General features: G+C 47.2%; 16 protein-coding genes. 15 read left to right on the top strand and 1 reads right to left on the bottom strand.

From position 1 onward, the window contains the following. The first annotated feature begins 78 nt into the window (after positions 1-78). The 3 genes from AC3Y23_RS04845 (at position 79) to AC3Y23_RS04855 (ending at position 1883) form a co-directional block, all read left to right on the top strand. Complete coding sequence (locus AC3Y23_RS04845) at positions 79-492, top strand: cytidine deaminase (RefSeq protein ID WP_379196237.1); 414 nt, start codon at positions 79-81, stop codon at positions 490-492. Positions 493-496: 4 nt separating this feature from the next. Then, a complete protein-coding gene (locus AC3Y23_RS04850; protein ID WP_379196239.1) occupies positions 497-976 on the top strand; it encodes a hypothetical protein in 480 nt (159 codons plus the stop codon). 427 nt (positions 977-1403) lie between these two features. Beyond that, positions 1404-1883 (top strand): GNAT family N-acetyltransferase, encoded by a 480-nt coding sequence (locus tag AC3Y23_RS04855; protein WP_379196241.1) that lies wholly within the window; start codon positions 1404-1406, stop codon positions 1881-1883. A gap of 435 nt (positions 1884-2318) precedes the next feature. Here the strand turns inward: AC3Y23_RS04855 and AC3Y23_RS04860 are convergent, their stop codons facing one another. Beyond that, positions 2319-2993 (bottom strand): hypothetical protein, encoded by a 675-nt coding sequence (locus AC3Y23_RS04860; RefSeq protein ID WP_379196243.1) that lies wholly within the window; start codon positions 2991-2993, stop codon positions 2319-2321. Between the two features lie 152 nt (positions 2994-3145). On the opposite strand from AC3Y23_RS04860, the gene iolD reads away from it, so the two are divergent. The 12 genes from iolD (at position 3146) to AC3Y23_RS04920 (ending at position 20587) form a co-directional block, all read left to right on the top strand. Then, on the top strand, positions 3146-5008 hold the full coding sequence (iolD, locus tag AC3Y23_RS04865) for a 3D-(3,5/4)-trihydroxycyclohexane-1,2-dione acylhydrolase (decyclizing) (protein ID WP_379196245.1): 1863 nt from the start codon (positions 3146-3148) through the stop codon (positions 5006-5008). A gap of 12 nt (positions 5009-5020) precedes the next feature. Next, positions 5021-5914, top strand: coding sequence for a myo-inosose-2 dehydratase (gene iolE / locus AC3Y23_RS04870; protein ID WP_379196247.1), 894 nt, complete (start codon positions 5021-5023; stop codon positions 5912-5914). Between the two features lie 19 nt (positions 5915-5933). Continuing rightward, complete coding sequence (gene iolC, locus AC3Y23_RS04875; protein WP_379196249.1) at positions 5934-6941, top strand: 5-dehydro-2-deoxygluconokinase; 1008 nt, start codon at positions 5934-5936, stop codon at positions 6939-6941. 37 nt (positions 6942-6978) lie between these two features. Beyond that, complete coding sequence (locus AC3Y23_RS04880; protein ID WP_379196251.1) at positions 6979-8424, top strand: CoA-acylating methylmalonate-semialdehyde dehydrogenase; 1446 nt, start codon at positions 6979-6981, stop codon at positions 8422-8424. A gap of 136 nt (positions 8425-8560) precedes the next feature. Next, a complete protein-coding gene (gene iolG / locus AC3Y23_RS04885) occupies positions 8561-9574 on the top strand; it encodes an inositol 2-dehydrogenase (RefSeq protein ID WP_379196253.1) in 1014 nt (337 codons plus the stop codon). Between the two features lie 18 nt (positions 9575-9592). Continuing rightward, a complete protein-coding gene (gene iolB, locus AC3Y23_RS04890) occupies positions 9593-10426 on the top strand; it encodes a 5-deoxy-glucuronate isomerase (protein ID WP_379196255.1) in 834 nt (277 codons plus the stop codon). Positions 10427-10524: 98 nt separating this feature from the next. Continuing rightward, positions 10525-11538, top strand: a complete 1014-nt coding sequence (locus AC3Y23_RS04895; RefSeq protein WP_379196257.1) for a LacI family DNA-binding transcriptional regulator — start codon at positions 10525-10527, stop codon at positions 11536-11538. Between the two features lie 5 nt (positions 11539-11543). Beyond that, the gene (locus AC3Y23_RS04900; protein WP_379196259.1) at positions 11544-12089 is read left to right on the top strand and encodes an HAD family hydrolase; all 546 of its coding nucleotides are present in this window, start codon (positions 11544-11546) and stop codon (positions 12087-12089) included. Positions 12090-12998: 909 nt separating this feature from the next. Continuing rightward, positions 12999-14147 (top strand): GntR family transcriptional regulator, encoded by a 1149-nt coding sequence (locus tag AC3Y23_RS04905; RefSeq protein ID WP_379196261.1) that lies wholly within the window; start codon positions 12999-13001, stop codon positions 14145-14147. A gap of 389 nt (positions 14148-14536) precedes the next feature. After that, on the top strand, positions 14537-16066 hold the full coding sequence (locus AC3Y23_RS04910; protein ID WP_379196263.1) for a Vps62-related protein: 1530 nt from the start codon (positions 14537-14539) through the stop codon (positions 16064-16066). 27 nt (positions 16067-16093) lie between these two features. Then, positions 16094-18208 (top strand): DUF5054 domain-containing protein, encoded by a 2115-nt coding sequence (locus AC3Y23_RS04915; RefSeq protein WP_379196265.1) that lies wholly within the window; start codon positions 16094-16096, stop codon positions 18206-18208. A 420-nt stretch (positions 18209-18628) separates the two neighbouring features. Then, a complete protein-coding gene (locus AC3Y23_RS04920; protein ID WP_379196267.1) occupies positions 18629-20587 on the top strand; it encodes an ABC transporter substrate-binding protein in 1959 nt (652 codons plus the stop codon). Positions 20588-20671 lie beyond the last annotated feature (84 nt).

A 20671-nucleotide genomic window follows, 5' to 3' on the forward strand; every position in this document is an offset into this window, starting at 1 on the left:
GCCGCTCGGATACTGAATGTATAATTATGGAATGAGCTCAGTCGATATATCAATTTTTTAGTGGGAGTGAATTTATTAATGACAGTAGATCAAGAAGATCTTCAACTTATAGATGTGGCGAAGAACACAATAAAAGCTTTATATGTAGACGGAAAGCATCATGTTGGAGCAGCTGTAAGAACAAAAACAGGAAAGATTTATTCAGCAGTACATTTAGAAGCTAGTATTGGTCGTGTCTCTGTATGCGCAGAGGCAATTGCATTGGGGAAAGCTATCTCAGAAGGAGAAAGCGAATTTGATACCATCGTAGCAGTTAGGCATCCTGACCCCACTCAAGAAAATCAACAAATAGAAGTTGTGTCCCCATGTGGTATTTGTCGAGAATTAATAAGCGATTATGGCGAAGGAACAAATGTGATTTTAAGTGACAAAGAAGGATACATAAAGACCGTAATAAATGACTTGTTGCCCAATAAATACACTAGAGACTAATGGGGTGATTAAGATAATTCTTGATGAGTTTTTCCAACACTTGTCTGACGAGGATAAACTGTTATACTCCAAAATTGCTGATCAAGCTGAAAAACTTGGATACAAACCCCGAAAGGCCAAGACTCAAGCACTTAATTTTGTATTTAAAAATAATAAGACTAAGAAACATATTATGAAATTCTCGATAGAAAAAGAAATTCCAGTACTAAAAATGAAATTCTATGCTTCATTAGAATACTCTTATATTTTTCATGATAGTGTAAGGTTTGCTATTGAAGAATATAACTATAAGTACACTGGATGTTACAACGGTGGGAAGTGTTTAGACGAACTTGAAGGATATCAATACAAATATGATGATGGTCGTACCTATTTTAGATGCGGTAGCGAATTAATCAGTTTGCCGCCAGTCACACATCACGAGCTTCCAGAGATTCTTAAATTACTCAATACCCAGCATCAATATTATTTATCTAAAGGATAAGCGCTAAGTATTAAATCAACAAAGTAGTTTACACACGAAGAGGTATCCTCCGACCATTCACGGCTTGGGGATTAAAGTCTCAATATTTCAGAGAATACCGTAGACTCGTGCGATTTCGGTAGTATCCATAACATGACGTCTGTACTCAAAATCGCAAGTTCCTCCTGTATTTCATTTTGGGTTATGTACAAAAACAAGTTTCACGGGCAGATCGCAGAAATTGTGTAAGAGGCGGAACCTTTGATGTATTTTGAATTGGACTTATGAAGGTTTTGAACTACAGTTTATTTCTGAATATGTAGTAATATGTTGTCAATGCAAAGCGGAGATCGAAGGTAGAAATCGGCATTATTTTTAATCATGGCGAAAGTTCTTGCCTACTGCACAAAGAAGGATACATAAAGACTTTAAAAAGGCGGACGCTTAAATGAATTATGAATTATTACGTGCTGCTAAAAAACACAAAGAGATCATACAAAATTTAATGCAATTTTATATTTATGATTTTTCTGAATTTGTAAAGTGTGATGTGGAGGAAGATGGGCTTTTTGCGCCATATCCTTATTTAGATGACTATTGGGAAGAAGAGAATCATCGGTTTCCTTATGTCATAAAACAAGATAAAAAATATGCAGGATTTGTCTTAGTAAGATTCATTGAATCAGAAGAGCGGAATTACTTTTCAATAGCAGAGTTCTTTATTCTGAAGAAGTATAGAAAAGAAGGAATTGGCAAAGCAGTAGCCAAACAAATATTCGAATTACATAAGGGTAACTGGGAAGTCTTTCAAATAGAAAGTAACAAACCGGCGCAAGCTTTTTGGAACAAGACCATTAACGAATACACTAGAGGGGAATTTAAAGAACGGTTTGAAGACGGTAGAAAAATACAAAGTTTTATTAGTTAATCGAAGACTAACAAAGTAGAAAGAGCTGATTATTCTGAATCATCAATGTCCAAAGTGCAATATTGATATGACTCGCTCAAGAGCAACAAGTGCGATTGGTAAGTTCTCAGCAATAAAAGAACCAGTTAAAAATTTTACAACAAAAGAAAGCAGTCCGATCATTCCGTTTGTATGTTCGAAATGCGGATTAACGGAGTGGTATGTAGAAAAGCCTGAGAATTTCAGATGAACAATACGGTAGACGCTATTTATTTATTCTAAGTCCAAAAAAATAGTAAAAAGCTAAGCCTGTCGCTCCTCGGTTTAGTCATTCTTGGGTAAGTTAAGGGGCAAAGTTGTTGGCAAATCGGACAATTAATGCGAAGAGGTATCCTCCAGCCATTCACGGCTAGGGGATACCTCTTTACTTTTTATTTTCCAGAAAATTAATATTTTTTACCTAATCGTGTCAATGAGAGCCTTCATGCGTACCGGAATCTCTTCGCGCAGCTCTGGCCAGGAGACGAATGTCTCCTCAGGTAAGGTATAGGGAACATATTCGAACGATGGCTGAAAACTGAAAGTTCGTAAATGCGCCTCGGCTGGCGGATCGATATGTACTCCTGGTTTGAACTCACCACTGAACATGTCCGGTTCCAGCACACCTTCGATTCCTGCCTCCTCTTGGCAGCATCTCTCGACGTTCGGGAGCAGCCGGAACAATTCTTCATGTGCCGCCATGGCGTGTTTACCGGGCTGAACATAAATTTTGATGACATTATCATCCGTCAGATTGCTGCGGTCGCGCATTAGTCCTACCATAAAATGGCCATGGAAGCTGACTTCAGCGTACTCGATGCCACCGTCATGATTTAGATATACCCAAACATGCTCCAAATCATAAATATGTTGAATGTCATAATCGTAATAAATGGCGTACTCAATGACCAGGCTATACTTGCTGGTATCGACATGGACGATCCGGTCAAAAGAAACCGAAGGTGCGGTCGTCTCGAATACAGTGACCCCGACACGATGCGGTTTGAAGGGCTCCTGACGGTCCAAATATAGTAATGGTGCAACGCGAAGAACAGTGTCCCAGAAGGGACGAAGATGGTCGACAACAGGCATTAGCAAAACCTCCAAGAAATAATGATTGATTTTTTTGTCCTATTCATTGTAACATTGGATTAAGCGCTTTACCTATACAATTAATATAAAATGATTGCATTTACATTTCTTTATTTTTGATAAGCGCTTAACTCACAAATAGGGAGGATACAATGACTACTATCCGCTTAACAATGGCACAGGCCCTATTAAGATTTCTGGATCAACAGTACATTTCCTGCGACGGAGTCGAAACAAAATTTGTTGCCGGGGTAATGGGAATCTTTGGTCACGGTAATGTAACCGGTCTTGGTGAGGCCCTGGAGCGTAGCTCAGGCAGCCTGAATTTCATCCAAGGCAAGAACGAACAGGGGATGGCACATGCGGCCACCGCGTTCGCTAAACAACACAATCGCAAACAAATTTATGCATGCACTACTTCCATTGGTCCTGGTGCTTTGAATATGGTTACTGCAGCCGGAACGGCAACGGTCAACCGTATTCCGCTGCTACTTCTTCCAGGAGACAACTTTGCTTCCAGACAGCCTGACCCGGTATTGCAGCAACTTGAAGCCGGTCATGACTACACGATTTCGGCAGCCGACGCTTTTAAGCCGGTGAGCAGATTCTGGGATCGCATTGTCCGCCCTGAACAATTGATGACTTCAGCTCTGAACGCGATTCGCGTGCTTACAGATCCGGCCGAGACTGGCGCGGTAACCCTGGCACTGCCACAAGATGTGCAGGCTGAAGCTTATGATTATCCGGCATCCTTCTTCGAGAAACGGGTGCATTATGTAGAACGCCAACAACCGGCTCCCCAGGCTCTGGAAAGAGCGATCGCCCTTGTGAAGTCCAAACGCAAGCCTTTGATCATCGCCGGTGGAGGCGTTAAATATTCAGACGCTACGAAAACGCTTGCGGAATTTGCAGAGAAGTTTGGCATTCCGGTATCGGAAACACAGGCAGGTAAAGGCTCCTTGCCTTGGAACCACACGCTCAATGTTGGCGGAGTCGGCGTAACCGGCGCTTTGGCCGCTAATAAAGTAGCCAAAGAGGCAGACCTGATTATTGGTATCGGAACAAGATATTCCGATTTTACGACATCATCTAAATCTGCGTTTCATCCGGAAGCGCAGTTCCTGAATATCAACATCAACCGTATGGATGGCGCCAAGCTTGATGGCGTAGCCTTGACGGGAGATGCGAAGACGGTCATCCTTCAGCTCTTGAAAGGCTTGAGTGATGCAGGTTATAGCAGTTCTTATGAAGACGGACAGCTTGCGGCACTCGGCACCGAGTGGAAGAACGAGGTAGACCGGTTGTATGGGCTGGAACATCCAGAAGGCTTCGCCCAGACACGTGCGCTTGGTGTTATCAACGAGACGATCGGCGACGAAGCCGTTATTGTCTGCGCGGCAGGCAGCTTGCCGGGTGACCTGCACCGCTTGTGGCGGGTCGGACAACCAAAGGGCTATCACATGGAATATGGCTTCTCCTGTATGGGATATGAAGTCAGCGGGGCCTTCGGCGTTGCACTTGCCGAGCCGGAACGTGATGTGTACGCCGTTGTCGGAGACGGCAGTTATCTGATGCTCCATTCCGAATTGGTCACAAGCCTTCAGGAAGGACGCAAAATCACTGTGCTGCTATTCGACAACCATGGTTATCAATGTATTCATAACCTGCAGCGCGGACATGGCAGTGACGGCTTCGGCAACGAGTTCCGTTATCGTGAACAGAGTACAGGCCGTTACACAGGGGCGCCGCTCCCGATTGATTTTGCAGCGCATGCCCGCAGCCTTGGCGCAGCCGCATACAAAGCGACTACACCAGAAGAACTTGAGCAAGCACTTAAGGCAGCGAAGGAAGAAACACGCACTACATTAATTGAAATTCCGGTTCTTGCTGGTACGAATACTGACGGATATGAATCCTGGTGGAATGTAGGGGTTCCCGCCGTTTCCTCAAGCACTAAAGTCACAGATGCGCATCAGGCAATGAACGAGAAGTTATCTCAGGCGAGAGTCTACTAGGAGGACTAAGTGATGACACGGTTTCCATTTCAATTAGGCGTTCACCCTATTAACTGGGTCGGCGAAGATGTTAAAGAGCATGGCGATGATACCACTTACGAGCAGATTATGGACGATATCCATTCCCTGGGCCTTAAGGGCACGGAGATGGGTAGAAAGTTCCCGACCGATATTGCAGTTCTAAAGGAAGAACTGGCGAAGCGTGACATTCAGCTGGTCTCCCAGTGGAAATCCGTATTGTTCTCTGATCCCGCATATCGTGAGCAGGAGTTGGAAGCTTTCCGGGAACATGCCAAATTCCTGCAGAGCATGGGCAGTAAGGTCATCAGCACTTGTGAGGTGGGTGGCTCGCTGCATTTCGATCCGCGACGGACGCCAAATGAGAGTGAAGTCATTCGTCTTGATGAAGCGGGCTGGGCCAGCCTGGCAGAAGGTCTGAATGCTGCCGGCAGAATTGCCCAAGAGTACGGCTTGAAGCTGACTTACCATCACCACGGCGGTACTGCTGTAGAAAGCCCGGAAGAAATCGACAAGCTGATGGAGCTGACAGATCCACAGGCTGTATATCTACTCTTCGATTCTGGTCATGCATTGTATGGCGGCGCGAATCCGCTGGATGTACTGCGTAAGCATTATGATCGAGTGGCTTATGTACATCTCAAGGATGTGCGTCCAGCGCTGCTGGAGCAGGCCAGAGCCGATGGCGTGGACTTCGTCACCTGCATTCGTAGAGGCGTGTTCACGGTTCCGGGAGATGGCTGCATTGATTTCAAACCGATTATCGGCGAACTTGTAAGCCGTAACTATACAGGATGGGCGCTGCTCGAAGGGGAACAGGACCCAGGCGAACATCCGGCGCGTGAATACGCAGAGAAGGCACTCCGTTACTTGGAATCTTTACTATAAACGAAGGAGGGTGAACATATTGTCTAACATTTTTCCTTCCGGAAGGAAGTTTGACTTTACTGCGATTGGCCGCTTGTGCATCGATTTGAATGCGAATGAGATTAATCGGCCTATGGAAGAGACGATGACGTTTACCAAATATGTAGGTGGCTCTCCTGCCAACATTGCTATCGGCATGAGCCGATTGGGTCATGCAACAGCATTTATCGGCAAGATTGCCGATGACCAGATGGGGCGCTTTATCCAAGGGTACCTGGAGAAAGAAGGTATTGATACCGGTAATGTCGTTACAGACAAGACCGGTGCGGTTACAGGCCTTGCTTTTACCGAAATCAAGAGCCCGAGCGAATGCAGCATTCTGATGTATCGTGATAATGTGGCTGACCTGAAGCTGGGACCGCTTGAAGTGAATGAGGAACTGATTGCTAACAGCAAGGCCCTGCTTGTATCGGGTACTGCGCTCGCAGCTAGTCCTTCGCGGGAAGCAGTGCTTCTGTCTCTGGATTATGCCCGCAAGCATGGCACTACAGTCATTCTGGATATTGATTATCGCCCGTATACCTGGAATTCTGCCGAAGAAACAGCAGTATATTACAACCTGGCGGCAGAGAAGAGTGACATTATTATTGGCACAAGAGAAGAATTCGACAGCATGGAGCGATTTGAGAATAATCTCGAGCATAGCGACAGCTTTACAGCTTCCAAGTGGTTCAACCACTTTGCCAAAATCGTTATTATCAAACACGGTAAGGAAGGATCCATCGCCTACACCGCAGAGGGACTGGAGCAACGGGCTAAATCCTATCCGGCCAAGGTTATCAAGACTTTTGGTGCGGGCGACTCTTATGCCGCAGGCTTCATTCATGGACTCATGTCCGGTCTAACTATTGAGAAAAGCATGGAATTCGGCAGTGCGGCTGCATGTATTGTCATTTCCAGCCATAGCTGTTCAGATGCCATGCCAACTGTAGCACAAGTTGAAGATTATATTGAACGCTGCAACCGCGGCGAAATCATAGCTGGCTAAGCAAAGCCGCTAAATCTACTATAAGCGAGGGAATACGATGACAACGAAGTTAAAGAACTGGATCGGCGGAGAATGGGTGGAGTCTTCCGCTGTACAATACGATGATGTGTACAACCCTGCTACGGAAGAAGTATTGGCGCAGGTGCCATTGTCTTCCAAGGAGGACGTAGATTCAGCGGTCCAAGCCGCCCGCAAGTCTTTTGAGAGCTGGAGTCGGACACCGGTTCCTCGCCGGGCCCGCGTACTTTTCAAATATCAGCAGCTGCTAGTGGATCACTGGGATGAGCTGGCTACCCTGATTACGAAGGAAAATGGTAAAAGCTTGAGCGAAGCGCGTGGCGAAGTGCTGCGTGGGATCGAATGTGTCGAGTTCGCTGCTGGTGCACCAAACCTGATGATGGGTAAACAATTGCCGGATATTGCTTCCAACATTGAGTCGGGCATGTACCGTTATCCTATCGGCGTGATCGGCGGTATTACACCGTTCAACTTCCCGATGATGGTACCTTGCTGGATGTTCCCGCTGGCGATTGCCGTTGGTAACACCTTCGTATTGAAGCCATCCGAACGTACGCCACTTCTGGCGAACCGTCTGGCTGAGCTGTTCCATGAAGCAGGTCTACCTGCCGGCGTGCTGAACGTCGTACACGGTGCACATGATGTCGTAAACGGTATTCTGGAGCACCCGGAGATCAAGGCGATCTCCTTCGTTGGATCACAACCGGTTGCAGAGTACGTGTATACAAGAGGTACGGCTCATGGCAAACGCGTGCAAGCATTGGCTGGCGCGAAGAACCACTCCATCGTTCTGCCTGACGCGGATCTGGATTTGACGGTCAAAGAAATCGTTAATGCAGCATTTGGCTCTGCAGGCGAACGCTGCATGGCTTGCGCCGTTGTAGTCGCTGTCGGTGATGTTGCCGATGAGCTGGTTGAGCGGTTGGCTGCTGCTGCCGATCAGATTACGATCGGTAACGGACTGGATGAAGGCACGTTCCTTGGCCCGGTTATCCGTGGCGGACACAAGGAAAGAACACTTGGTTATATTGAGTCTGGGGAATCCGAAGGCGGTGTGCTAGTCAGAGACGGGCGTAAGGATGAAGCTGTTCAGAACTCCGGCTACTTCGTAGGCCCGACGATCTTTGACCGGGTTAGCAGTGAAATGAAGATTTGGAGAGATGAAATTTTCGCACCGGTATTGTCCGTGATGCGTGTAGATACGCTGGAGGATGCAATCGCTGTTGCCAATCGTTCAGAGTTCGCGAACGGAGCTTGTTTGTTCACCAGCAACGGAAGCAGCGTGCGTCAATTCCGTGAAACTATCGATGCAGGTATGCTCGGGGTCAATCTCGGCGTTCCAGCTCCAATGGCCTTCTTCCCGTTCTCGGGCTGGAAGAAATCGTTCTATGGTGATTTGCATGCCAACGGACCAGACGGCGTAGAATTCTTTACCCGCAAAAAGATGGTTACCGCTCGCTGGTAATTCACAATAGCAGCCTTACAACTACGAAATAGCAGATCCCCGGCCGTGAGCCGGGGGGAATGATGGAGTGGACTGAATCCATATAGAAGAGAAATCGGAATCGTATTTACACCCCACTACAGAAAGGCTGACGACTATGAAGAAGCTGAAATTCGGTATTATCGGCGCCGGCAGAATCGGGAAAATCCATGCCGACAACTTGATCAGACATCCACAAGCGGAGATTCTCGCAGTGAGCGACCTGTTCGCAGGTCCGGAACTTGAAGAATGGGCGGCATCTAGAGGCATTGCCATCGTCACTAAGGACAGCGAAGAGATCCTGAACCATCCCGAGATTGACGCTGTATTTATTTGTTCTTCCACTGATACGCATGTCCCTTTGATTAAGAAGGCTGCAGAACAGGGTAAGCATATTTTCTGTGAAAAGCCGCTTAGTATGGATATCCGTCAGACTGAAGAAGCTATCGAAGCCGTATCCCAGGCAGGCGTACAGCTGCAAGTCGGCTTTAATCGCCGGTTCGACCACAACTTCAAACGGGTGCGTGAGCATGTGCAGAACGGAGCCATTGGCGACACCCATCTGATCAAGATTACTTCCCGGGACCCGGGGCCACCACCAGAAGCATACATTAAGGTCTCCGGGGGCATCTTCATGGATATGATGATCCATGACTTTGATATGGCTCGTTTCCTCTCGGGTAGTGAAGTTGAAGAAGTCTATACCCAAGGTAGCGTACTGATTGATCCTGTATTCGGTCAATACGGCGATGTGGACACAGCGATTGTGACCCTTCGCTTCGCAAATGGTGCGCTTGGCGTCATCGATTGCAGCCGGAAGGCGGCTTATGGCTATGACCAACGTGTTGAGGTGTTTGGATCGAAGGGTTCTGTAACGGCTGCCAATGATTTTCCGAACACGGCTGTTTTGAGTACAGAAGACGGCATCCAAAGCGACAAGCCGCTTCACTTCTTCCTGGAACGTTATAATGCAGCATATGTAGACGAAACACAGCAATTTATCGATACTCTTCTACTGGGCAAGGCGGTTTCAGTTAACGGAAATGACGGCTGGCAGGCAGAAAGAATTGCCCGGGCAGCGAAGCTTTCCTTGCAAGAGAACCGTCCGGTCAAACTCTCGGAATTACAATAAGGAAAGGTTGTGAAAAGCGTGAGCAAGCTGATTGTAAGTCCGGATTCGCAACGTACAGGTAATCAACCCGCGCTATCGATAACACCTGAGTCCGCTGGCTGGACCTATGTAGGCTTCGAGGTCTATCGATTGAGTCCTGGTGAGACGTTAAGCCAGTCTACAGATGGTGACGAGGTATGTCTGGTGCTTCTGAGTGGTAGAGCCGACATCGCGACTGCCAATGCTTCCTGGCTCAATATCGGGCAAAGAATGAGCGTGTTCGAGCAGATTCCACCTTATTCTGTTTATGTCCCGAATGACAACCGTTTCAAGGTGACCGCTGTAACTGAACTGGAGCTTGCAGTATGCAAGGCCCCTGGTCACGGCAACCATGATGCGCGTCTGATCGCTCCTAGCGATGTAGGCGTTGAGGTTAGAGGAGAAGGACCTACGCAGCGGTTCATCCATAATATTTTACCGGAGCAGGAGCCGGCTGACAGTTTGCTGGTGGTCGAGGTATTCACACCGCAGGGTCATTGGTCGAGTTATCCTCCGCACAAGCATGACCGGGATGCGCTGCCAGAGGAGTCATTGCTGGAAGAGACTTATTACTTCCATGTGAAGCCTGAACAAGGTTTTGCCGTTCAGCGTGTGTATACGGATGACCGTTCTCTCGACGAGACGCTGGCTGTCAAAGATAGCGAAGCCGTGCTTGTACCGAAAGGGTATCACCCTGTCTCGGCGCCTCCTGGCTATGATGTTTACTACCTGAACGTGATGGCCGGACCAACCCGGATCTGGAAATTTCACAATGATCCAGATCATGAATGGCTCGCTAAGCCACTTTCCACCGCTCCGGCTGAGAGTGAATGAGTGTTGCAAAAAGAGTATATTCATCGGATAATAATGTGATGGGGATTTGAAAGAAGAGAAACTATCCCTTAACAATCCGATAATAATGAGGCTATGCCATGAAAGCAACCACGATATATGATGTTGCGAAGGAAGCGGGCGTATCGATTGCCACCGTCTCCAACGCAATTAACGGTAAAGGAAAAGTAAGCAAGAAAAGGCGCGAAGAAATCCTGCAGGTGATGGAGCGACTGAATTATCAGCCCAGTGTCATTGCGTCCGCTTTGATGGGGAAGAAGACCTACACGATAGGTCTTCTGATTCCGGATGTCTCCAACCCTTTTTTCTCTGAAATTGCAAGAACAGTAGAGGATTTGGCACATTCAGAAGGCTACAGTGTCATCGTTTGCAGTACGGACAACAGGGATGAACGCGTTGAGAAGTACATCCGACTACTGGAGCAAAAGAACGTTGACGGTATTCTGATCGGAACCGGATTAGAGAATGCAGAGATTCTCGCGCTGCTTGCAGAGAAGTCCTTTCCGATTGTTATGATTGCACGGGAGGCCGCAGGCATGTCGGTGCACAGCGTCCTGACGGACGACTTCAGGGGCGGCGAGCTTGCCGCCCGGTATTTGCTGGGCAAGGGCCATAAGCAAGTGGCGGTTCTTTCGGAGAATTTCAAGGTCAGCAGCAGCTTTGAGCGGGTCAGAGGTTTCCGGTTTGGATTATTCGAAGCAGGAATTTCATTGAGCCCGGAGGAGATTCTGTCCTGTGAGTCGAATATTAAAGACGGCAAACGGGCAGCCGCTGCGATTATTCGCGGATCGGAACGTCCCACGGCTTTGTTCTGCTGCAACGATTTGCTTGCTATCGGCGCGCTGCAGGCCGCGAAAGAAGCGGGCATATCCGTACCGGAGCAGCTCTCGATTATCGGCTTTGACGACACCATACTGTCCACCGTGACGAACCCAACGCTGACAACTATTGCTCAGCCTATGGATCAGATGGTGAAGCTGGCGTTCGATCTGCTGATCGGCAGTCTGGATAACGCAGATGATATCAAGCAGAGAATTGTTATGCAGCCAGAACTGGTCATCCGGGAATCCACTGGCAGTCCGCCAATCGAATGAAGAGGATGGTCATAAAGAATATGGACGACAAGAAGTTAATTATCTTTTTTGACAGCGGCGACACGATTGTTGATGAATCGACTGAGATTCGGGACGAAGAAGGCATCGTTCTCGGTGCGGATCTGATCCCTGGGGCAGAAACCACGATTCAAACTCTGCATGAGAGAGGCTACACGCTGGCCCTGGTGGCCGATGGCGATGCACAATCCTTCAAGAACGTATTCAAGCAACATGGACTTCATGATTATTTCAGTGCAATGATTATTTCTGAGAATATTAAAGCTGTTAAACCTAGTCCTCGGATGTTCAAGGCTGCAATCGGAGCACTTGACCTGTCTGAGCAGGATTTCTCCCGGACCGTCATGATCGGCAATAACCTGAGCCGTGATATGAAGGGAGCCAACGCACTTGGCATCACCAGCATCTTTCAGAGCTGGACGCCGCGTTATCCCCATGAACCGGCGGATGAATCCGAACGGCCGACACACACCGTCAGTGAACCGCTGCAGTTGCTTGAGCTCATTGAACGGCTGAATGCCGAGCTGCAATAATAAGGCAGATTGCCTGTTGTATAGATTGAACTGGGGAAATATCACAGGGGAATAAGGAATGCTTCTCCTATGTTGAAAAATTCAAGGTCAATCTATGCATGCCCTTTGGTTGAAGAATGGGAGTTTAACCATCCTTCGGCCAAAGGGCTGTTTTTTTATATTTTTATATAAATCGTATTTAAAAACACAATGTGATCTCGAAAATGACACGGACGTCTAAATAACGACTTTCTTGTAGCTTAAGGTACAAAATAGAAGTGAACTCTTTTGAATGCTCAGCTCACAAGGATTTCACGCCTTCAGGTGACCAATGCGCCGGAAAGCTCAACTTCATTCGATAGGGCATTGCAATAACGGGAATAACTCCTGTTATTTTGATTGAATTTTTTTCTGTTCTAAAGATAACTGGAAAATATCCCGTTAATTACCTCATATCTAGATCGTTGAGGGGGAAAATAGGTTTTTAACAGGAGAATTTCCCTTTATTTATCGCAAATAAGGAGAAAAGAAAGAATTAACGGTATATTTTCCTGTTATAAAACTCTTACTAAGCTCGAACGTAGGCTCAGGCGGATTTTCTGGTAAAGTGGGTACTGCGGCCGTTGTTGCTCCCTATTCTTCTAGGTTTAGGTACTGCGGCCGTTGTTGCTCCCTATTCTTCTAGGTTTAGGTACTGCGGCCGCTGTTGCTCCCCTATTTTTTCTAGGTCTAGCAACAACAGCGACCTGAAGCCCAAACATTCCCCGTGATGCCTCCCGGAGCGCGGTGCTTGGCCCAAGGTTTCGTCTTACTTTAGCAATAAAAGTGGAGATTCTTAAACAGGATTGTACAATAACTGTATCGAACTATCTTTTTCATGAGACAATGACAAAAGAAAGATAGCAATTCGGAATTGAGGTAGATGTGTACATGGAAGAACAACATCAGAAGTCGGATCGGAAGCCGCTACTATACCTGCAAACTGCTGATTTGGTGCTGGAGGAAATTCGCAAGCGTAAGTTGCAGCCGCATGATCCGGTGCCGTCTGAGGCGGAGCTGGCCAAGCTGTATTCTGTCAGCCGCATGACTGCCAAGCTGGCGCTGCAAATTTTGGAGAAGCAGGGAATTGTATACCGAATGGCGCGGCGGGGCACCTTTATGTCAGGCGACTATTCAGGACCAGATAGAGAGATTGCAGCGGATCGAGCAGATATTGATAATACGCTGGATAAGCGAAGAATTGCCCTTGTGTTTCCGAACGTGGATGATTATATCGCCAGAATTATCGCCTCCGTTGAGCGGGAAGCCCGCAAATCCGGTTGCCATCTGCTCATTCGCATGACTACCGACAAAGAGGATGAGAGTAGCAGCCTTCAGGAGCTGTATGATGATGGCGTGGACGGAATTATTCTATTCCCACGAGGAAGAACGCATTGTAGTGAGAAGGTACTGGAGCTTAATTTGCTAAACTACCCGCTGGTGATTATCGACCGGATTTTTCGCGAGCTTAACATTGATTGTGTGTATCACGACCATCATCAAGGTGCCTATAATCTAACGGAATATTTGATTCAGAGAGGACATCAGGAAATCGGTTATCTCTCCATGCCATTTGACGGAGTGACAAGTCGGGAGGACCGTTATAAAGGTTACATGCAGGCGATGCTGGATTATGAGCTACCTGTGAACGGGCGGAATATTAGCCTGAACTGCTCAGAGGATTATATGTTGAATCTGAACGGCTCCAACCAGGAACTGGTTGATTTCATGCAAAATAATCCGGACATGACAGCGGTCCTCTGTGCGGATGATTATCTGGCGACTTCCTGCTTGAACACGGCTTTGTCAATCGGCAAGGCGGTTCCTAAGGATCTGTCCATCATCGGGTTTTCTGATATCCAACTCGCCAGTTTGTTGCCGGTCCCGTTGACCACAGCGAGACAAACAACGCAGCAGCTAGGTCAGGCAGCGGTTAATCTGCTCTGCAAGCGTATGGAGAATTCCAAGGAGGGAGCGGTGTCGATTAAAGTAAACACGACTATTATCGAACGAAGCTCTGTACGGAATCTTAATCTCTGAACCGAATAGTGGTATTCAGCCTCTCTAGCCTTCAACATCACTTGTTATGTGATAGGGGAGGTTTTTTATATATCAGTGACATATGGAGGTTGGTTTCTTTAAAATGGAAATTTAATCTCGACATTGTTATCTTTGTCCTTGGGTTGTGCAATGATATTGTAAATAATGGTCGAATTATGAGATTTGGGATCGGAAAAATTTACGTAACAATGCTGATTTTATTATTGTATATGTCACTGACATAGATTACCCTGAGTGTATAGTTATCTTTAATCATGAAAGGAGGATCTTTAGAAAGCGTTATCATACATCCTGAGAATAGACCTACAGAAGTCCGAAGAAATGAATGTTAGCAGAAAATGAAATCATCATTCGAAGAGGAGCCGAATATGACAATCAAATCCTTGCTTACAGTATCGTTCTTGGCAGTATCTCTGATCTTACCGGTAGCGCAGCCTGCGATGGCGGAAGAAGCACAGCCCATGCTGGTGGAGGAAGCACAGTCAGCGCTGGCGGCAGAAAGTCCGGTAACAGTGTATCGGGATGGTGATTTTGACGGCATTTCACAGCAGTTTGGGATTGGTCTTTACAATGTGAACGAGCTAAATGTCGTTGGAAACGATAAAATTTCTTCAGTCAAAATAGCATCAGGTTACCGTTTAACCTTGTATCGTGACAAGGACTTCTCTGGTGACGCAAAGCAGCTAACTCGTGACGCAAGTTGGTTGGATGATTTCAACGACGCGACTTCCAGCCTTAAGGTTGAGAAGATTGGCGGTCCGAACAAGCCGGTGATTGCTTACTCCAATTCTCCTTATGGTGGATTCGAGCAGCAGTTTGATATCGGCAACTATGATTGGGCGGATATTGTTAACGGAGTTGGCAATGACACAATCTCTGCTATTCGTATAGCACCAGGTTATAAGGTAACACTATACAAAGACAATAACTTTAAAGGATCGTCAAAGGTGTTAACTTCTGACACGATCTATCTATCCGATTTTAATGACCAGACCAGCAGCTTGAAAGTGGAGGCCATTTCACCACAGGATTCCACGACCAGGGCTGTGCCAGGCAATGCTTACAGTGATACGGCCAAACGCGAGATTTTGCAGACATTCGCTCCCAGAATTTGGTTTGCGCAAGGGGAGACCTACTTCCCGGCTTCCGTAGAGTTCACACTGCCTTACCTGGACCGCTATATTAATCCTGACTCTGGATTGTATGAATTCAAAACTAAAACGGAGCTTAATCCTTACACTTTGAAGCTCCCTCATTTCTCAGGCGATTTGGCCAATGCTCCAATCTATGCTTTCTGGGTAGAGAAGGAGTATAACAATGTCGATCTAGTATACTTCCAGTACAGTGCCTATGATCTAGGCAAAACTGTGTTCGGAACAGAAGTAGGCGATCATGTCGGGGATTGGGAACGTGTAACGGTTAGATTGGCCAAATTCTCAGACCAAGGCAGCAATTATATTAAACCGGTTCAAGTTTTTTATGGTGCCCATTCTTTTGGCACAACATACAACTGGAATGAAGTAGATAAAGTGAATAACACCCATCCGGTAGCTTACTCTGCATTTGGCTCTCACGGGATGTGGAAAGATCCAGGTAACCATGTATATAAAGAGCTGGTCGTTACCCAACTAATAGATGTGGCGAACCAAGGCACCGCATGGGATACATGGAACAATATTCAGGCATTCCAGTACTACCCGAATGAATTGACAGGCAATGGCCTCGGTAATGCGTGGCCGTCTTGGCTGGACAGAGATTACAGCAATCCGAACAGTCTCTCGGTGTACAAATTCGGTAATCCTGCCCAAGGCTCTTTCTTTGGACAGCCGCTCCTCGCTGGTGGACCTACCGGTCCGCAAGAAAAAGGCGCGCTTACGAACGATGTAGTTCTTGACTAATTATTTGAAAATGGAGGCAAGACAACCATGACTAGCAGAAAAAGAGTACACGTTGTTTTTAAGACTCACCTCGATATCGGTTTTACCCATCTGGCAGCTAATGTAGTAAAGCAATACATGGAGGAGTATATTCCAAAAGCGATCGCGCTGGCTGCTGAGCTTGAAGCTAAAGGTGGTAAAGAGCGCTTCGTCTGGACCACTGGTTCCTGGTTGATTCGCTATTACCTTGATCATGCGTCCGAAGAAGGCAAGAAAGCGATGGATGAAGCGATCCGTAAGGGTCACATCGTGTGGCACGGCTTGCCGTTCACAACACATACCGAGCTAATGGATCCAGCCCTGTTCCGTTATGGTCTGTCGATTAGCCAAGAGTTGGATGCCCAGTTCGGCAAAACGACGATTGCTTCGAAGATGACAGACGTACCGGGTCACACCCTGTCGATGGTGCCATACATGAGTGAAGCAGGCATTCGCTATATGCACCTTGGCGTGAACCCGGCCTCGATGCGCCCGGATGTGCCGAAGCTGTTCAGATGGCAGGCGGCCGATGGCAGTGAGATTATTGTCAACTATGCTGGAACTTACGGTGAAGCCGTAGAGCTGGACGATCTTAATGATATCCTGCTGTTCGCGCATACCGGCGACAACTGTGGTCCACCAAGTGCAGAGGAGATTCGTGAGCAGTTCGAGCATATTCAAGAGCGCTACCCGGATGCAGAGATTATTGCTTCTTCGCTGGATGCTTTTGCTGAACAATTGCTTACGGTTAGCGACCGACTGCCAGTGGTACGTGAAGAGCTTGGAGATACCTGGATTCACGGCGGAGCTACTGATCCGCTGAAGGTTGCTAAACTTCGCGAGCTGCAACGCTTGAGAGACAAGTGGCTGGCTGAAGGCCGAATTGATGTCGCAAGCGCCGAGTACAAAGGTTTCAGCGACGCCTTGCTGCTTGTTGTAGAGCATACTTGGGGCCTTGACGTGAAGAAATGGCTGCCGGACTTCCGCAACTATGCGAAGCCAGACTTTAACAAGGCGCGGGAAGTTGACGATATCGACGTGGATGACATCCCGGCTAAATTCCAATACATCGGTGCATTTGCTATGGACGAGTTCGACAAGCATTCCAGCGGATTGTTCGCTTCTGAGACCAGCCGCCGCACGTACTCGATGATCGAGAGCTCTTGGGCGGAGCAGCGTGGATATCTGGACACAGCTGTTGCTGCACTGAGCGAAGATAAGCAAGCTGAAGCACGGGCAGCTTTTGAGCAATTGAAGCCAGTGAAGAATGAGTTGTCCGGTGCGACTCAGTTTGTCAGCCATTCGGCTTACAACAGCGGTGGTTATGAGGTTGCCTTCAATGAGAACGGCGCTTTGATCCAGCTGATCGACGGCAACGGCAAGAACTGGGTGGATGCCGAGCATCCGTTTGGTCAATACATCTATGAGACCTTCGGCACAGATGATTACGGCAGATATTTCCGCACTTACATGCAGAACCTGCCGCTAACGCACCCGTGGGCAGATGCCGATTTCAGCAAGCCGGGCTTTGAATTCGTACGTCCGCTGCCAAGCCATGGTATCTATAAACCGATTGTAAGAGAAATGCAGAAGACAAGCAGTGTGAACGGTGATCAATACTTGCTCCGTCTGTCCATGCCTAAGGAAGCTCATGAAGTATACGGAGCACCGAAGGAACTGGAACTGATCTACACTTTTGCCGGTGATGGTGGAGTGGATGTTAGTTTGCAGTGGTTCGGAAAAGATGCCAACCGCCTGCCGGAAGCCAGCTGGTTCAGCTGCGGCCTGAAGGTGGATAATCCAAATCTGTGGATGATGGATAAGCTGGGCGGTCCGATCTCGCCTCTGAATGTAGTGAAGGACGGCAACCGTAATCTGCATGCCATCGACCGTGGAGTTTTCTATGAAGGGGCAGACGGTCAGGCTTCGATTGCGGCATTGGATTCTGCACTGGTTGCACCTGGTCAGAGAAGACTGCTGCAGTTCGACAATACGTTTGTTTCGCTGAACGGCGGATGGCACTTCAATCTCCACAACAACAAATGGGGAACAAACTTCCCGATGTGGTACGGAGATGACGCCAAGTTCCGCTTCCGTCTGAACACACATTCTAACCTCAAATAAAAGGAAATAAGCAGGGGTTTTACCGAAATTTGATGATCCGCTAATAATCCTAGTACATTTTGGTCCTATAATAGGACAAGTAAGAGGGATTAACGGATTGCGAATGAGGTAAAACCTCTTTTTATTCATATTAAAATAATATTGAACTTTCTGTTAATTACGTATTGATTAAGCGCTTAATTCCATGTATTATACAAATAAAGCGTTTACATTTCGGTATTAACAATGTTTAAACCGGTTTAATAAGGGGTTATGTCACAGGCCCATATTTTTTTAAACCAATATTAAACCGGTTTAATATTGCTTTTACATAGCATTTCCGCATTTATGTTAAATCGGTTTAATTCCACTTGGGAGGTGGGAGACAGCTAGAGCAAGTTCCGCTAGACAAATCGTAAATCTAAACACGGAGGGGTTAACTTGAAAAGGGGTAGCAAACTGTTAATGGGTCTTGTCCTTTTAACTACGGTTCTGGGAGGGTGTACAACTACTTCCTCTAACAACGCAGTTGAGAAGGTTAAAGAATCGCCGGATGTGAAAGAAACGATCGTCAAGGACAATAACACTAAAGAGGCACCTCAGTTTGCTAAGCTGGTGTCTGAAGGCAAGCTGCCACCGCTGGAAGAGCGTCTTCCGGCTGCCAAGGACATTAAAATTGAGGAAGTCGTCGATGAAATCGGGCAATACGGCGGCGACTGGAAAATGCCTTGGAACGGGGTAGCTGATAAGTGGGGAATTGGTCAACCAACCGAAGAAGCGCTGTTCCGCTTCAATAAGGAAGGCAATAAGGTTGAACCAAACGTAGCCAAAGGCTATGAAGTTAACGCAGATTCCACAGTGTTCACCATTCATTTGCGGGAAGGCATGAAATGGTCTGACGGTGTTCCTTTCACAGCTGATGATGTCCTCTTCTATTGGGAGCACATGCTAACCAAAGAGACTTTCGGTAAAAAGATTTACGATGCTTACTATTCCGTTGATCCGGCAACTGGCGACAGAGCGCTAGCGGAAGTCAAGAAGGTAGATGATTACACCTTTACAGTGACTCACAAGTATCCAAGCGTACTCTTCCTTGAACGTGTGGCGATTGATAACAAGTGGTTCTTTGCTCCGGCACACTTCCATAAGACTATCCTGCCTGAGTTTGTAGGTGATGCGAAGACGCTGGAAATCACCAAGGAGTGGGGCTATGAAGATCCGAAGACCTTCCTGATGGAGACCGGATATACAGACTGGCTGCACTACCAAATTCCTACACTTCGCGCTTGGGTGCCAACGAATGATCCTAACGGCGACCAATTCGTGATGGAACGTAACCCTTACTATTGGAAAACAGATAAAGAAGGCAAACAGCTTCCTTACATCGACCGGATTGTTGCAACCAAGATTCAAGATCCAAGCCAGAAGGTGCTGGGTACACTCTCCGGCGACTATAACTTGACTATTTTTGATTCGAAGGACTTCACAGTCCTGAAGGAAAATGAGAAAAAAGGCGACTTCCGTATCATTCCATGGACACAACCATCTTGGTCCAGTGCGGGTATCCAATTGAACCAGACAACAGAAGATCCGAACCTGCGCAAGCTGTTCCAGGATATCAAGTTCCGCGAAGCGCTTTCGATCGGGGTAGACCGCAACCAAGTCTCTGAGATCGTAACCAACGGACTAGGTGAGCCGATTCAGGCTTCCGTTCCGAAAGGGGTTATGGGGTATCAGGAAGGCTGGGATAAACAGTGGGCGGAATACGATCCGCAGCGGGCTAACCAGCTCCTCGACGAACTGGGTCTGACTAAGCGAGATAAGGATAATTTCCGTACCAATGCTGACGGCTCTGAACTGGCGCTGACCATCGTCGAGAGCAGCACCGACAATGCGCCATTCTTGGAACTGCTGAAGAAGTACTATGAAGAAATGGGTCTCAAAACGAATGTGAAAATCGTGGATGGCACTACCCAATTCGATATGAAGTATGCCAACCAGATTCCAATGCATACCGAGAATATTTCTGTCGCTAACGTTGCCTTCCGTCCGGATACCCTCGTTCCACTTCGTGTCATGACACCATGGCTCGGTCATTACGGGCTCTACACGCAATCCGGTGGTAAAGAAGGCGTTAAACCTGAAGGCGATGTAGCGAAGATCCTGGAATACTGGGATCAAGTGAAGTCCAGTAAAACACTTGAAGATATCAACAAATACAGCAATGAAATCGTCAAGCTGCATCAGAAAAATCAATGGGTAATCGGTTATGCAGGACCAACACCGGTACTGATTGTTGCAAACAATAAGATTCACAACATTCCTACTGACGCCATCTGGTGTGACGAATATCGTTCCCTCGGCCAAGGACATCCAGTGCAATTCTTTATCAAGCAATAAGCTTTGAATCGATTTGGCGGCAATAGCGGGGTATCCCATCCCCGCTATTGTTTTGTATCATCAAGTGTTGTAGAGGAGAGGATT

It is taken from the genome of Paenibacillus sp. MAHUQ-45 (assembly GCF_058133325.1).

What these genes read in the sequence shown, in the direction of transcription:
- AC3Y23_RS04845 (WP_379196237.1), top strand. Translation starts at nt 79, where the DNA reads ATGACAGTAGATCAAGAAGATCTTCAACTTATAGATGTGGCGAAGAAC.
- AC3Y23_RS04855 (WP_379196241.1), top strand. Translation starts at nt 1,404, where the DNA reads ATGAATTATGAATTATTACGTGCTGCTAAAAAACACAAAGAGATCATA.
- AC3Y23_RS04860 (WP_379196243.1), bottom strand. Translation starts at nt 2,993, where the DNA reads ATGCCTGTTGTCGACCATCTTCGTCCCTTCTGGGACACTGTTCTTCGC.
- iolD (WP_379196245.1), top strand. Translation starts at nt 3,146, where the DNA reads ATGACTACTATCCGCTTAACAATGGCACAGGCCCTATTAAGATTTCTG.
- iolE (WP_379196247.1), top strand. Translation starts at nt 5,021, where the DNA reads ATGACACGGTTTCCATTTCAATTAGGCGTTCACCCTATTAACTGGGTC.
- AC3Y23_RS04880 (WP_379196251.1), top strand. Translation starts at nt 6,979, where the DNA reads ATGACAACGAAGTTAAAGAACTGGATCGGCGGAGAATGGGTGGAGTCT.
- iolG (WP_379196253.1), top strand. Translation starts at nt 8,561, where the DNA reads ATGAAGAAGCTGAAATTCGGTATTATCGGCGCCGGCAGAATCGGGAAA.
- AC3Y23_RS04895 (WP_379196257.1), top strand. Translation starts at nt 10,525, where the DNA reads ATGAAAGCAACCACGATATATGATGTTGCGAAGGAAGCGGGCGTATCG.
- AC3Y23_RS04900 (WP_379196259.1), top strand. Translation starts at nt 11,544, where the DNA reads ATGGTCATAAAGAATATGGACGACAAGAAGTTAATTATCTTTTTTGAC.
- AC3Y23_RS04905 (WP_379196261.1), top strand. Translation starts at nt 12,999, where the DNA reads ATGGAAGAACAACATCAGAAGTCGGATCGGAAGCCGCTACTATACCTG.
- AC3Y23_RS04910 (WP_379196263.1), top strand. Translation starts at nt 14,537, where the DNA reads ATGACAATCAAATCCTTGCTTACAGTATCGTTCTTGGCAGTATCTCTG.
- AC3Y23_RS04915 (WP_379196265.1), top strand. Translation starts at nt 16,094, where the DNA reads ATGACTAGCAGAAAAAGAGTACACGTTGTTTTTAAGACTCACCTCGAT.